11 protein-coding genes are annotated in these 14,109 nt (G+C 61.3%); 5 read left to right on the top strand and 6 right to left on the bottom strand.

Features of this window, described 5'->3' with window-relative positions; genetic code table 11:
* Window positions 1–9: 9 nt before the first annotated feature.
* The 3 genes from BLU25_RS17060 to BLU25_RS17050 form a co-directional block, all read right to left on the bottom strand.
* Complete coding sequence (locus BLU25_RS17060) at window positions 10–1,134, bottom strand: ABC transporter ATP-binding protein (RefSeq protein ID WP_016782419.1); 1,125 nt, start codon at window positions 1,132–1,134, stop codon at window positions 10–12.
* Between the two features lie 314 nt (window positions 1,135–1,448).
* Window positions 1,449–2,078, bottom strand: a complete 630-nt coding sequence (locus BLU25_RS17055; RefSeq protein ID WP_029611598.1) for a response regulator — start codon at window positions 2,076–2,078, stop codon at window positions 1,449–1,451.
* 10 nt (window positions 2,079–2,088) lie between these two features.
* Complete coding sequence (locus BLU25_RS17050) at window positions 2,089–4,482, bottom strand: PAS domain-containing sensor histidine kinase (RefSeq protein ID WP_016782421.1); 2,394 nt, start codon at window positions 4,480–4,482, stop codon at window positions 2,089–2,091.
* Window positions 4,483–4,556: 74 nt separating this feature from the next.
* On the opposite strand from BLU25_RS17050, the gene BLU25_RS17045 reads away from it, so the two are divergent.
* The gene (locus tag BLU25_RS17045; RefSeq protein WP_016782422.1) at window positions 4,557–5,546 is read left to right on the top strand and encodes an alpha/beta hydrolase family protein; all 990 of its coding nucleotides are present in this window, start codon (window positions 4,557–4,559) and stop codon (window positions 5,544–5,546) included.
* 7 nt (window positions 5,547–5,553) lie between these two features.
* On the opposite strand, the gene BLU25_RS17040 is transcribed toward BLU25_RS17045, so the two are convergent.
* From BLU25_RS17040 to BLU25_RS17030, 3 genes are read right to left on the bottom strand one after another with little or no spacing between them, the layout of a single operon-like run.
* Complete coding sequence (locus BLU25_RS17040) at window positions 5,554–6,318, bottom strand: TerB family tellurite resistance protein (protein WP_029611599.1); 765 nt, start codon at window positions 6,316–6,318, stop codon at window positions 5,554–5,556.
* 1 nt (window position 6,319) lies between these two features.
* Window positions 6,320–6,991 (bottom strand): N-acetylmuramate alpha-1-phosphate uridylyltransferase MurU, encoded by a 672-nt coding sequence (gene murU, locus BLU25_RS17035; protein ID WP_016782424.1) that lies wholly within the window; start codon window positions 6,989–6,991, stop codon window positions 6,320–6,322.
* A complete protein-coding gene (locus BLU25_RS17030) occupies window positions 6,988–8,013 on the bottom strand; it encodes an aminoglycoside phosphotransferase family protein (RefSeq protein ID WP_016782425.1) in 1,026 nt (341 codons plus the stop codon). Before BLU25_RS17030 ends, murU begins: the two co-directional genes overlap by 4 nt.
* A 131-nt stretch (window positions 8,014–8,144) precedes the next feature.
* Between BLU25_RS17030 and BLU25_RS17025 the strand changes: the two genes are divergently transcribed.
* The 4 genes from BLU25_RS17025 to rsmA are packed head-to-tail and all read left to right on the top strand — an operon-like array spanning window position 8,145 to window position 14,014.
* Window positions 8,145–10,898: an LPS-assembly protein LptD gene (locus tag BLU25_RS17025; RefSeq protein ID WP_016782426.1), complete on the top strand. Its 2,754-nt coding sequence runs from the start codon at window positions 8,145–8,147 to the stop codon at window positions 10,896–10,898.
* A complete protein-coding gene (surA, locus tag BLU25_RS17020) occupies window positions 10,873–12,213 on the top strand; it encodes a peptidylprolyl isomerase SurA (protein ID WP_029611600.1) in 1,341 nt (446 codons plus the stop codon). The genes BLU25_RS17025 and surA overlap by 26 nt, the downstream gene beginning before the upstream one ends.
* The gene (gene pdxA / locus BLU25_RS17015; RefSeq protein ID WP_016782428.1) at window positions 12,210–13,199 is read left to right on the top strand and encodes a 4-hydroxythreonine-4-phosphate dehydrogenase PdxA; all 990 of its coding nucleotides are present in this window, start codon (window positions 12,210–12,212) and stop codon (window positions 13,197–13,199) included. The genes surA and pdxA overlap by 4 nt, the downstream gene beginning before the upstream one ends.
* The gene (rsmA, locus tag BLU25_RS17010; protein ID WP_016782429.1) at window positions 13,196–14,014 is read left to right on the top strand and encodes a 16S rRNA (adenine(1518)-N(6)/adenine(1519)-N(6))-dimethyltransferase RsmA; all 819 of its coding nucleotides are present in this window, start codon (window positions 13,196–13,198) and stop codon (window positions 14,012–14,014) included. The genes pdxA and rsmA overlap by 4 nt, the downstream gene beginning before the upstream one ends.
* The last annotated feature ends 95 nt before the right edge of the window (window positions 14,015–14,109 follow it).

The raw sequence follows: 14,109 nt of genomic DNA, 5'->3' as shown, positions 1-14,109 counted from the left end.
CCGGGGCGATCAATTCGCCTCTAAGAGAGGGTCCAGCGCACGTACATGTTCGACCTGCCAGCCCAGTGGCACGACGTCGCCGACGGCCAGGGCGGGGTCCAGCTCGGCAATCGGCTGTTTCACAAAGAAATCGTTCATGCCACAGACTTCCAGGCGTACCCGAACGTGGTCGCCCAGGTAGATAAATTCTTCGACCCGGCCCGAGAACCGGTTGGCGCACGACTCACTGGAGCCATTGAGGCTGATGCGCTCCGGGCGAATCGACAGGGTTACCGGGTCGCCGGTACGCCCGACATTCACCGCCAGGGCCTGGACTTTTTCGCCACGGCCCAGCTCGACCACGCAGCGATCGCCGTCCCGGCTATGCAGGCGGCCGTTGAGGCGGTTGTTCTCACCGATAAAATTGGCCACAAAGGTGTTTTTCGGCTCTTCGTAGAGCATGCGCGGCGGGGCGATTTGCTGGATTTCACCCTGGTGGAACACAGCCACGCGGTCGGACATGGTCAGCGCTTCGCCCTGGTCATGGGTCACATAGACCACGGTCACGCCCAGGCGCTGATGCAGATGTTTGATTTCCATCTGCATGTGTTCACGCAGTTGTTTGTCCAGTGCACCCAGGGGTTCGTCCATCAGTACCAACTGCGGCTCGAACACCAGTGCCCGGGCCAGGGCCACACGCTGTTGCTGGCCGCCGGACAACTGGGCCGGGTAACGCTGGGCGAAAGCATCGAGCTGCACCATGCTCAGCACGCGCTTGACCCGCTCGCTGATATCGGTGCGGTTGAGGCCGCGTACCGACAGGGGGAAGCCGAGGTTTTCGGCCACGGTCATGTGCGGGAACAGGGCATAGTTTTGAAACACCATGCCGATATCGCGCTTGTGCGGCGGCACGTTGTTGATCGAGCGCCCGGCCAGCAGGATCTCGCCGGCGGTGGGTGTCTCGAAGCCGGCCAGCATCATCAGGCTGGTGGTTTTGCCCGAGCCGGAAGGCCCGAGCAAAGTCAGGAACTCGCCTTTGCGAATGTCCAGGTTGAGATCCTTGACGATCAGATTTTCGCCGTCGTAGCTTTTTTGCACACCACGAAAGCTGACCAGAATCTCATCCGCCCCAGCGCTTGCACCGACCTGACTCATAACCGCACCTTTTGTTTTGGACTGCCGTAGCCCAAGACTAAAGAAGCGGCCACCCCACAGAAATCGGGGGGCGAGAGAGATTGACATCAGGCGGTTGGAAGGCCTTGGGTAGGGATTGCCCTACAGGGATGTCGTGATTGGGATGGTCGCGCCGGGCAACTCCGGCAACATGGCCCGGGGACAGGCCAAAAGGGTCGTAAACAGATAAGTTGTGGGAGCGGGCTTGCTCGCGATTCAGGCACCGTGGTCTGTCAAGCAAACCGCAGCGATGCCATCGCGGGCAAGCCCACTCCCACAGGGAAAGGTGCAAGTCGCTACAACAACTTGTGCTCCATTGCGTATTTGACCAGCTCGGCCAGGGACGTGATGTTGAGCTTTTGCATCAGCCGCGCCTTGTGGGTGCTGATGGTCTTGCTGCTCAACGCCAGTTGCTGGGCTATATCGTTGACGTTATCGCCCTGGGCCAGGCGCTTGAACACCGAAAACTCGCGCTCGGACAGCAATGCATGCAATGGCCGCGAATCGGTCAGGCCGACCTCGAACACCATGCGGTCCGCCAGGTCCGGGTCAATATAACGACCGCCCGCCGCCACCTTGCGGATGGCCATCAGCAACAGCGCCGGGTCACTGTCCTTGGTGGCATAACCCGCCGCGCCAAACTTCAGCGCCCGCGCCGCCATCTGCGCTTCGTCATGCATCGACAGCACCAGAATGGCCGGCGGGTTGTTCAGGGCACGGATGCGCGGTATCGCTTCCAGGCCATTGACCCCGGGCATGGAGATATCCAGCAACACCACCTCGCAGGGTACATGGCGCAATGTTTCCAGCAATTGCTCACCATTGCCGGCCTCGCCCACCACCAGCAAGTCCTTGGCCAGGCCGATCAATTGCTTGATCCCTTCACGCACGATGGTGTGGTCTTCCGCTACCAGTACACGAATCACAAGCACTTCCTCATCCACTTTTCTCCACCAAAGGCACGCGTACCGTCAGGGTCGTTCCCTCCCCCGGAACACTGTGCAACGCCAGTGTTCCGCCCAGCATCAACACCCGCTCGCGCATGCCCACCAGCCCAAAGGAGGTCGGCCGCCCGCCTGCGGGCACAAAACCCTGGCCGTCATCACTGATGCTCAGGCACAGCTCCCGCCCCTGCACGCTCAAGGTCAGCTCAACCGTGTGCGCCTGGGCATGGCGCATCACATTGGTCAGCGCCTCCTGCAGGATGCGGAACAACCCCACCTCCTTGGACGCACCCAGCGGCGGCAAATGCTCAGGGACCTGCACCAGACACGGAATGTGCGTACGCGCCTCAAAGCGCCTGGCCTGCCACTCAATGGCCGAGCTGATGCCCGCGTCCAGGATCGGCGGGCGCAAGGAGGTCGCCACATCGCGCACCAGCTGGAATAGCTGGGCGATCAGTTTTTTCATGCTGTTGAGTCGCTCATGCAACCCCGGATCCAGCTGGGCGTAGGCCAGCTCGCACATTGAGGTTTCCAGCTTGAGCACTGTCAGGATCTGCCCCAGTTCATCATGCACTTCACGCGCGATGCGTGCCTTTTCTTCTTCGCGCACGCTTTCAAGGTGCGCCGACAGTTCGCGCAGCTGCCCGCGGGAGCTGTCCAGTTCAAGCTCGATGCGCTTGCTTTCGCTGATATCCCAGACAATCCCGTCCCACACCACCGTGCCATCATCCAGGCGACGGGTGATGGCCTTGATCTCGGCCCAGCGCTGCTGGCCCTGGCGGGTCAGGATCCGACCTTGCCAGGACCAATCACTGTCGCTGTCCAGCGCCAGGTCCTGCACCCGATGGTAATCCGCCCGGTCATCCGGATGCACCAGGCTGCGCAGGCCCACTTCGCGCAGGCGCAATGTGGCCGGGGAAAACCCCGCCAGGCTCTCGCTGCCTTCGCTGATATAGGGGAAGTCCAGTTCGCCAGTCAGAAGCGAACGCTCCAGGCGAAAGACCAGCCCCGGCACGTTGGCCGCAATCCCCTGCAAACGCGCATCGCTTTCCTGCAAGGCGGCCTGCACCTGGTGGCGCTCGGTGATGTCATTGAGGTACACCACCAGGTATTCCGCGGTTTGAAAGCGCAAGAAGCTCAAGGTCACATCGGCGGGAAACTGCGAGCCATCAGCACGCACGCACAGTGTTTCACTGCGGTGAACACCCTCCTTGTGATTGCGCGCGCGGCGCCACATGTTCAACCAGCGATCCATCGTCAGGCCGGGGTCAAAATCCCTGAGCGGGCGCTCCAGCACTGCCCCTGGCGAATAGCCGAGCATCTCTTCGGCCGCCCGGTTGGCGTAGCGCACATGGCTGTCCCAATTGACCCACAGAATACCCACGGGGCTCTGGTCAATGGAGAACTGGCTCAGACGCAGGGCCTCGGCGCTGGCGGTATGCAATACGAGGTCTTCGCGGGCACTGAGCAAGGCCCGTTCCAGGCTGGTTTGCTGACGGCGCTGCCACACCACAATCGCCATGCTGGCCAGCAGCAACGCGAGAATCAGCAAGCTCAGGTTCTGCCAAAAGCCGGGCGACGGGCCAAGGTGCGGGTATTTGGGTTGCAGCCAGCGACTGTGCAGTTGTTCCATGTCCCGCGCCGGGATCGCATGCAGGCCACGCTCGACGATACCGGCCAACTCAGGCCAGTCACGCCGCGTTGCAACGCGCAACAACTGCGGCAAGCCGACATCACCCACCACCGCCAGCTCGGCAAACTCGGGCTCGGCCGACAAGCGACTGAGCTGGGCTTCGTCGATCACGGCATAGGTGGCTTGCTGGCTAAGCAACAACTGCAAGGCCTGGCGCTCCAGCGGCACGCCCTGCAAATTGAGGCCAGGGTAGCTGCTGCGCAAAAAATCGGCGGTGGCACTCGGCATGCGCACCGCGACGCGGGTCTGGCTGTCGACACGCTCAAGGTCAACCGAGCCGGTGCCATTGCGCGTGCCCACCAACAATTGCGGCACACGCATATAAGGATCGGAAAACTGCCACAGGCGCAAACCCGCCGGGGTTTGCGTCAGCCCGGGGGCCAGGTCGATTTCACCGTTACGGGCGGCCTGTTCAAGTTGCGCCAGATCAGGGTAGTTACGCCAGATCAGTTCAACATTGAGTGCTTGCGCCAGCCACTTCATCAGCTCGACATTGGCCCCGGACAACTGCTGCAGGCGGCGATCAAATCGGGCATAGGGCGCCTGCAATACCAGGCCCACCCGCAACTCTGTGTGCCGGGCCAGCCATTGCTGTTGCTCGGCCGACAGCTGGGCGGCGGGCACAGGCGCGGCATGGCCCATCAAGGGCAGCCAGAGCCAGCCGATAACCCACAGATAGCAAAAACGTCTCATCTAAACGCTCACCCCCTGACAAATACTGATCAACCCATTACGCTGCCGGGACTACTTCTGGCCTGGAATAACCGATGTTTCCTTATCGTCTGGCACTGCCAGCCTTGTGCCTGTCGCTGGTATTGCCGTTCGCCCTGCCAGTGCTCGCAGGCGACACCCAGCCCGAAACCGAACCTGCGGCCAAGCCCGCCGTGCGCGACCCACTGCCCGAGCGCAGCCAGGAAGACGCCGCAGCCCTTGAGCGACAACTCCCCGTACACGAGCAGCAACAGCTGCAAGCGCCCAATGACAACTTTCTCGCCCTGTGGAAACCCGCCAACAGCAGCGCCCCCGAAGGTGCAGTGATTATCGTGCCCGGCGCCGGTGAAACCGCTGACTGGCCCCTGACCGTCGGCCCACTGCGCAACAAGCTGCCAGACGCCAACTGGGCCAGTCTGAGCCTGAGCTTGCCGGACATGCAAAGCGAAGCCAGCCAGGCGCGGGAAGCCGAACCAGAGAAACCTCCTACAGCAATTGCGACAGACAGTAGCAGCAAAGCAGCCAGCACCACAGCCAAACCCATCGAGCAAGCGGCCAGTGCGGGTACCGAAAGCCCGGAACCGGAAGCGGCGCAAAGCGCACAAGATCTGGACAAGGCCGATGCCGAGCGCATCTTCGCCCGTATTGATGCGGCCATTGCCTTTGCCCAGCACCAGAACATGCGCACTGTCGTTCTGCTCGGCCACGGCTCCGGGGCCTATTGGGCATCGCGCTACATCAGTACCAAGCATCCTGCCCAGGTTCAGAAGCTGATCATGGTGTCTGCCCGCAAACCGGTGCTGGCAGAGCCGGACTTGAGCCAGTTGACCCCGGCCCTCAACGTCGCGCTGCTGGATATCTTCTACAAAGACCAACCCCAGGCCCGCGATGCAGCCCTGCAAAGACTGCAGGCCAGCAAGCGCGCCAACGGATCGAATTTCAAACAGGTAGGACTGTTCGCCACCCCGGGTAACCGGGAAGGCGAACAGGAGCAGTTGTTTCGCCGGGTGCGCGGCTGGCTCAGCCCTCAGCCTGTGGATAAGTAAACCCGCGCTAGAATCCGCGGCGCTGACGAACCAAGGTGTAGGCCTGGTGCAGTTCGCGGGTTTTTTCGGTGGCTTCGCGCACCTGCACCGGGCCGGCACCGCTGCCGGCGACCTTGTCCGGGTGGTGACGACTGAGCAGGCGGCGGTAGGCGCGCTTGATCTGCTCAGGATCACTGGCTTCAGTCACCCCCAGCAGAGTCAGCGCCTGCAGGTAGGTACCGCCGCGGGTTGCCACGGGTCTTTGCTGAGCGTCACGTTCGCCACCCAACGCCAGTACCTGTTGCCGGGTCCAGCCCAACCAGCCACCCCAAAGCACAATCAGCTCGCGCTCCTGGGGCGCCACCCGGCCATCGGCCAGGATCATCCGCCAACAAGCGCGCAATACCCCTTCCGCCGCATGGGGCTGAGCCTTGAGCCGTTTAAGATAACCGCGTAGCGAATCACTACCCGACTTGCCGCGGTTGAAGGCGGCAATCGCACGCTTTTGCGCGGCGGGCGCCATGTCGAGCTGACGCATTTCCTGGCGCGCCTGCGCGATATGCGGGTCCAGCACCTGCCCACCGCTTTTGGCCAGCCGGCCGAGCAGCACAAACAACAACTCATCGTTGCGCAGCACCTGCCGGGCGCCCAGGCGCTCCAGCAGATCGGCCCAACTGTGCAGTTGCAGGCGCCGGTCCAGTGCCCGCCCCAATAAAGCGCCAAGCATGGCCCCCGGAATACTGGCAATGAAAAAGCCGGCTCCGGCTCCGATCAGAGTCCCTGGCCACAACATGCTAGCGAGCGCCCTTGATCAACGACTCGACCTCGGCCAGCCGCTCGTGCGTACCCACATCCACCCAATGCCCTTGCAATCGTTCACCTGTCACTTGCCCGGCCGCCATTGCCTTGCGCAATAGCGGCGCCAGTTTGAAAGCACCCGCCGTGCAGCCCCTGAACAGCTCGGGGTGGAGCACGGCGATACCGCTATAGGTCAGCGTATCGGCACCCACTACACCCTCTTGAACCTGACCTGCGCTGAGGCTGAAGTCCCCGCCCAAATGGTGCGCCGGGTTATCCACAAGAACCAGGTGCGCCAGGCCGGTCAATGGCTGGCGCAAGGCGGCAAAGTCGTAATCGGTCCAGATATCACCGTTAACCACAGCAAATGGCGTATCACCGAGCAATGCCAGCGCCTGGAAAATGCCGCCACCGGTTTCCAGCGGTTCACCTTCCGGTGAGTACTGGATGCGGACACCAAACTGCGAGCCGTCGCCCAGATGATCTTCAATCTGCTGGCCCAGCCAGGCGTGGTTGATCACGATGTCGGTAAAGCCCGCCACTGCCAGCGCACGCAGGTGGTACTCGATCAGCGGCACGCCCCCTGCACGAACCAATGGCTTGGGCGTGTGCAGGGTCAGCGGGCGCAGGCGCTCGCCTTTGCCGGCCGCCAGAATCATCGCCTTCATGCATCGACCTCGCGGGTCAGCCCCAGGCTGGCGAACAGTTCACCCAGTTCTGCCAGCTCGGGGCGTCGCGCCAGCACGGCTTCTATATAAGAGAAGAAACGCGGCACATCGGCCAGATAACGCGGTTTGCCGTCGCGATGGCAGATGCGGGCAAAAATACCGATCACTTTCAAATGCCGCTGCACACCCATCAGGTCGCTGGCACGCAGGAACTCTTCAAAGTCGCGTTGCACCGGGATGCCCAACGGCAGTGCCAGTTGCCAGTAATCCTGCAGCCAGTTGCGCACGCGCTCTTCAGGCCAGCTCAAGAACGCATCCTTGAACAGGCAGGTAATGTCGTAGGTCACCGGGCCATACACCGCGTCCTGGAAATCCAGCACACCGGGGTTGGGAATACTGAGCATCAGGTTGCGCGGCATAAAGTCGCGGTGCACCAGCACTTTTGGCTGCGCCAGGGCGCTGTCGATCAGCAGCGCACTGACCCGTTGCCAGGCGGCCTGCTGCTGCTCATTGAAATCCACCCCCAGGTGAGCACGCACATACCACTCGGGGAACAGCTCCAGCTCGCGGCGCAGCAAGGCCACGTCATAGCAGGGCAAAGGCTCGGTCATCGGCAGTTGCTGGAAGGCCAGCAAGGCTTCGATGGCATCCTTGAACAATTCGTCGGCGTTGGTGCTGTTGATCACGTCCAGGAAGGTCTTGTTGCCCAGATCGTTGAGTAAAAGGAAGCCGCGATCGAGGTCCTGAGCATAAATTTTCGGCACATTGATCAGGCAAGTCCGCAGAAAATCAGCAATTTCGACGAAAGGTCTGCAGTTTTCCTGGGGGGGCGGCGCGTCCATGACGACGAAACTGCGCCCTTCACCCTCCCAGCGAAAATAGCGCCGGAAGCTCGCATCGCTACTGGCAGCAGTCAGCGTGGCCGGGGGCACAGCACCCCAACCCTCATTCGCGAACACGGTTGCCAACTGTTCATCCAGCCAAACTTTCAGGTGTTGCAGGCGTACATCTTGGTCAGGCATTACAAGGGTCTCCGACGGCGCTAGCCGTCAAGCGGGTCATGCTTTATTATCCAGAATCTTTTCCAGACCATCGATAGGCGTGCGGTCCCCCACCGCGGGCTGATGGCACGCAGGAAGCCCGGACTAATAAGATGGCATTGAAATCCCCCGCGTTTCGTAAAAAATTTCCGTTGCTGGTAACCGGCAGTTTGCTGGCCATGCAACCTCTCGCCACGCCGTTCGCGTTTGCCGAGGAGCAGTATGACTGTTCCGTGTCGGCTACGGGTGGCTGGGATTGCGCACCAAAAACCAACGTGGCGCAACTGCCACCGCGTCCTGCGCATGGCGACGGGTCGGTGGGTGCCAGCGGTGAAACCAGCGAGCAGGCCAAGCAGGCCCCTCTGGTCACCGAGGCCAAAGGCCGCGGGCTCAAGGCGCGCAGCGACGACTACAGCCACCTCGACTGGGTCCCCCGGGACAAGCTGACCGCAGCCCAACTGGCCGAAACCGGCCCGTACTGCTCCGGTTCGTACGTGGAGCCCATCCGTCCGGGCATGAACGACCCCACCAGCAAAAGCGATGCACCGACCTTTATCGGCGCCAAAGCCTCCCGCTATGAGCAGGAAGAGCAGGTGGCGACCCTGGCAGGTGACGTCGTGATGCGTCAGGGCAGCATGCAGATCGAAGCCGACGAAGCCAGCCTGTACCAGGCTGAAAGCCGTGGCGAACTCAATGGCAAGGTGCGCCTGCGCGACAACGGCGCCCTGATCGTCGGCGACCACGCCGATGTGCAGCTGGACACCGGTGCGGCCAAGGTCGACAACGCCGAATACGTGCTGCACAAGTCGCGTATCCGCGGCAGTGCGCTGTATGCCAAGCGTGCTGAAGACTCGATCATCCGCCTCAAGGATGGTACCTACACCACGTGCGAACCAAGCAGCAACGCCTGGCAGCTCAAGGGCAACAACATCACGTTGAACCCGGCCACCGGTTTCGGTACGGCCACCAACGTGACGCTGCGGGTCAAGGACATTCCAGTGTTCTACACCCCGTACATCTACTTCCCGATCGACGATCGCCGTCAGTCCGGTTTCCTGCCGCCGTCCTTCAGCAGCAGCACCGACACCGGCTTTATGCTCGTGACCCCGTACTACTTCAACCTGGCACCCAACTACGATGCCACGTTGTACCCGCGCTACATGACCAAGCGCGGCCTGTTGATGGAAGGCGAGTTCCGCTACCTGACCGAATCCAGCGAAGGCCAGTTCGGCGCCGCGTACCTCAACGACGACAACGACGACCGCAAGCGCCAGACCGACTACAACGACAAGCGCTACATGCTCAACTGGCAGCACAAGGGCGGCCTGGATTCGCGCGTACTGACCGAAGTCGACTACACCAAGATCAGCGATCCGTATTACTTCCAGGATCTGGAAAGCGACCAGATCGGCGTTGAAAGCCGTGATTACCTGAACCAGCAGGCCGCCGTCAGCTACCGTGGCGATGACTACACCGCCAAGCTGAACGTACAGGCCTATCAACTGGCCACCGTTACCCAGATCACGCCCTACGACAAACTGCCGCAACTCACCCTCGATGGCATGCTGCCCACTCACCCGGGTGGCCTGAACTTCGCCTATAACACCGAGCTGGTGCGATTCGACCGCAGCCTGGAAAACGGCAACTACACCAACGAAGATGGCACTACCGCACCACGCCTGGATACCAACGTGACCGGCCTGGCCCGTGCCAACGGTACGCGCATGAACCTTGCACCAAGTGTCAGCCTGCCGCTGAACTGGAGCTATGGCTTCCTGACGCCGTCCCTCAAGTACATGTACACCCAGTACGATCTGGACCTGGATGGCACTGGCAAGACTCAGTTGGCGGCTGCTGGCGGCAAGTTCGACAGTACGGTCAACCGCAGCGTGCCAATCGCCAGCGTCGACAGCGGCCTGTATTTCGACCGCAACACCAACTGGTTCGGTACCAACTACCGCCAGACCCTGGAGCCGCGTGCGTTCTATCTGTATGTCCCGGAGAAAAATCAGGATGACATCCCGATTTTCGACACCAGCGAAAGCACCTTCAGCTATTCCTCGCTGTGGCGCGACAACCGCTTTAGCGGCACGGACCGTGTTGGCGACGAGAACAAGCTGTCGCTGGGCCTGACCAGCCGCCTGATCGAAGACAACGGCTTTGAGCGTCAACGCATCAGCGTGGGCCAGGCCTATTACTTCAAGGATCGCAAGGTTCAGTTGCCGGGTATTTCCGACGACCGTAAAGACGCGACTTCCAGCATGTCGCCGTATGCACTGGAATACGCCTATCGTTTCAACCGCGACTGGCGTGCGACTGCCGACTACAACTGGGACCCGGAAACCCGTAGCCCTCGTTCAGGCAGTGCGATGATGCACTACCAGCCTGAAGACAACCCGAACAAGGTGGTCAACGCAGGCTTCCGCTACCGCAACGACCAGGTGCGTTACGACCAGTACACCGGCAAGTGGACTGTGGGTGGTGGCGACTACCTGTCCCCGGGTGATCCTGGCTACATCAAGGATTACTACAAGATCAAGCAGCACGACTTCTCGGTTATCTGGCCGATCGTGCCGCAATGGAACGCCATCAGCCGCTGGCAGTACGACTACAACCGCAACCGTACCCTGGAAGCCTTCGGTGGCTTCGAGTACGACAACTGCTGCTGGAAGCTTCGTCTGATCAGCCGTTACTGGGTATCCAACGACGAGTACACCCAGGAAGCCCCTCAAAACGAGAAGGGCGACCATGGTCTCTTCCTCCAAGTTGTGCTGAAAGGTCTCGGTGGCGTTGTTGGCACCAAAGTAGAGAGCTTCCTCGACAAAGGCATCCAAGGTTATCGTGAACGTGAAGATCAAGCTTTCTGAGTGTCTGCGCCCGCTAATGCTGGGCGCGTTGTTCCTGGGTACTGCAGCCAGCGCTGCAGTACAGCCCCTGGATAAAGTGGTGGCCATCGTCGACAACGACGTGATCATGCAGAGCCAACTGGACCAGCGTGTCCACGAAGTGCAGCAAACCATCGCCAAGCGCGGCCAGGGCGTACCGCCTGCCAGCGTTCTGGATCAGCAGGTGCTTGAGCGCCTGATCGTCGAAAACCTGCAACTGCAGATCGGCGAACGCTCTGGTATCCGTATCACGGACGAAGAGCTGAACCAGGCCATTGGCACCATTGCCCAGCGCAACAACATGACCATCGAGCAGTTCCGTCAGGCCCTGGCCCACGACGGCCTGTCCTATGAGGATGCCCGCGAGCAGGTACGTCGCGAGATGATCATCAGCCGCGTACGCCAGCGTCGCGTGGCCGAGCGCATTCAGGTCACGGACCAGGAAGTGAAAAACTTCCTGGCCTCGGACCTGGGCAAAATGCAGATGTCCGAAGAGTATCACCTGGCCAATATCCTGATCCCGACGCCTGAAAGCGCGAGTTCGGAAGCCGTCCAGAACGCAGCACGCCAGGCTGAAGATGTCTACAACAAGCTCAAGCAAGGCGCTGACTTTGCCCAAATGGCCATCGCCCGCTCCGGCAGCGACACGGCACTGGAAGGCGGCGACATGGGCTGGCGTAAAGCGGCTCAACTGCCACCCCCTTTCGACCGCATGCTCAGTGAGATGCCGGTGGGTGACGTGACGCCTCCAGTACGCACGCCAGGCGGCTTCATCATCCTCAAGCTGAACGCAAAACGTGGCGGTGGATCAGTGGTGGTGGACGAAGTCCATGTCCGTCATATCCTGATCAAACCAAGCGAAATTCGTACTGAAGCGCAAACCAAAGAACTGGCAGCCAAAATCTACGACCGCATCTCGTCGGGCGAAGACTTTGCCACTTTGGCCAAGACTTACTCCGAAGACCCGGGTTCCGCCCTCAACGGTGGCGACCTGAACTGGGTTGACCCGAATTCGCTGGTACCCGAGTTCCGCGAGGCAATGGCCGACACCCCGCAAGGTGTACTGTCCAAGCCGTTCAAGACCCAATACGGCTGGCATGTTCTGGAAGTCCTTGGCCGTCGTGCCACTGACAGCACCACCCAGGCACGCGAGCAACAGGCCATGAACGCTCTGCGTAACCGCAAGTACGACGAAGAGCTGCAATCCTGGCTGCGTCAGATCCGCGACGAAGCCTATGTTGAAATCAAGCTGCCAGGCGCAACTGAAACTGACAGCGCAGGCCAGGCCGCGCAGTGAAAACACAGCGTTTTGCCCTGACACCCGGCGAACCGGCAGGCATAGGTCCCGACCTGTGCCTGCTGCTCGCCTCGCAACACCAGCCACACCCCCTGATTGCCATTACCAGCCGCGACCTGCTCCTTGAGCGGGCCGCGCAGCTCGGTGTGGCTGTCAGCCTGCTCCCGGTTGGGCCGGGCAACTGGCCCGAACAGCCAGCTCCAGCAGGCAGCCTGTATGTGTGGGACACCCCGCTGAATGCCACGGTTACCGCCGGCAAGCTGGACAAGGCCAATGCAGCCTTTGTGCTGCAGACCCTGACCCGCGCCGCACAAGGCTGCATGGATGGCGACTTCGCCGGCATGATCACCGCCCCGGTGCATAAAGGCGTGATCAACGAAGCAGGCATCCCGTTCTCCGGGCACACCGAATTCCTTGCCGACCTGACCCATACCCCACAGGTCGTGATGATGCTGGCCACCCGCGGATTGCGCGTGGCACTTGTCACCACGCACCTGCCGCTACGTCAGGTCAGCGATGCAATAACCCCCGAGCGACTGATGCGGGTCACCCGCATTCTGCACGCCGACCTACAACAAAAATTCGGCATTGCCCGGCCGCGAATCCTGGTGTGCGGGCTCAACCCCCATGCCGGTGAAGGCGGCCATTTGGGCCATGAAGAAATAGATATCATCGAACCAACCCTGGAGCGCCTGCGCAGTGAGGGCATGGACCTGCGTGGCCCGCTGCCTGCCGACACTCTGTTTACCCCCAAATATCTGGAACACTGCGACGCAGTGCTGGCGATGTACCACGACCAGGGCCTGCCCGTACTCAAGTACAAAGGGTTTGGCGCCGCCGTCAACATCACTCTGGGCTTGCCGATTATCCGCACCTCTGTCGACCACGGCACCGCCCTGGATCTGGCGGGCAGCGGCAAGATCGATACCGGCAGCCTGCAAGTCGCGCTGGAAACCGCCTACCAGATGGCCGAGACCCGTATATGAACGAGCAATACCAACACAAGGCGCGCAAGCGCTTTGGCCAGAACTTCCTGCACGATGCAGGCGTGATTGACCGCATCTTGCGCGCCATCAACGCCAAGGCGGGCGAACGCCTGCTGGAAATCGGCCCGGGCCAGGGCGCCCTGACCGAAGGCATCCTCAACAGCGGTGGGCAGCTCGACGTCGTTGAACTCGACAAGGACCTGGTGCCGATCCTCAACCGCCAGTTTGCCGGCATGAGCAACTTCACCCTGCACCAGGGTGATGCGCTGAAGTTCGACTTCAAAAGCCTCAATGCTGCACCCCGCACACTGCGCGTGGTCGGTAACCTGCCGTACAACATCTCTACGCCGCTGATTTTTCACCTGCTGAAAAACGCCGACCTGATCCGTGACATGCACTTCATGCTGCAAAAGGAAGTGGTCGAGCGCATGGCCGCCGGCCCTGGCGGTGGTGACTGGGGTCGCCTGTCGATCATGGTTCAGTACCACTGCCGCGTCGAACACCTGTTCAACGTAGGCCCGGGGGCATTCAACCCGCCGCCGAAAGTTGATTCGGCGATTGTCCGCCTGGTGCCGCACGAAGTCCTGCCGCACCCGGCAAAGGATCATCGCCTGCTTGAGCGCGTGGTTCGCGAAGCGTTCAACCAGCGTCGCAAAACCCTGCGCAACACCCTCAAGGCCTTGCTCAGCAACGCTGAAATCGAAGCCGCTGGCGTCGATGGCAGCAAACGCCCGGAGCAACTCGACCTGGCCGCCTTCGTGCGCCTGGCCGACAAGCTGAGCGAGCAACCGGTCGTGGCGCCCGCCGCCGACTGATTGCCGAGAAAAAACGGCTACCCGGCCAGACGCCATGTCTAGCCGGGTACCCGTTGTTTGGCCTAGACTCAGGGATCAGTTTTATCCCGAACTGT

The organism is Pseudomonas fragi (genome assembly GCF_900105835.1).
In the GTDB taxonomy this organism is placed as follows: Bacteria; Pseudomonadota; Gammaproteobacteria; order Pseudomonadales; family Pseudomonadaceae; genus Aquipseudomonas; species Aquipseudomonas fragi.
The sequence above is the reverse complement of the archived record's forward strand: the minus strand, read 5'-3'. Positions and strand labels throughout refer to the sequence as shown.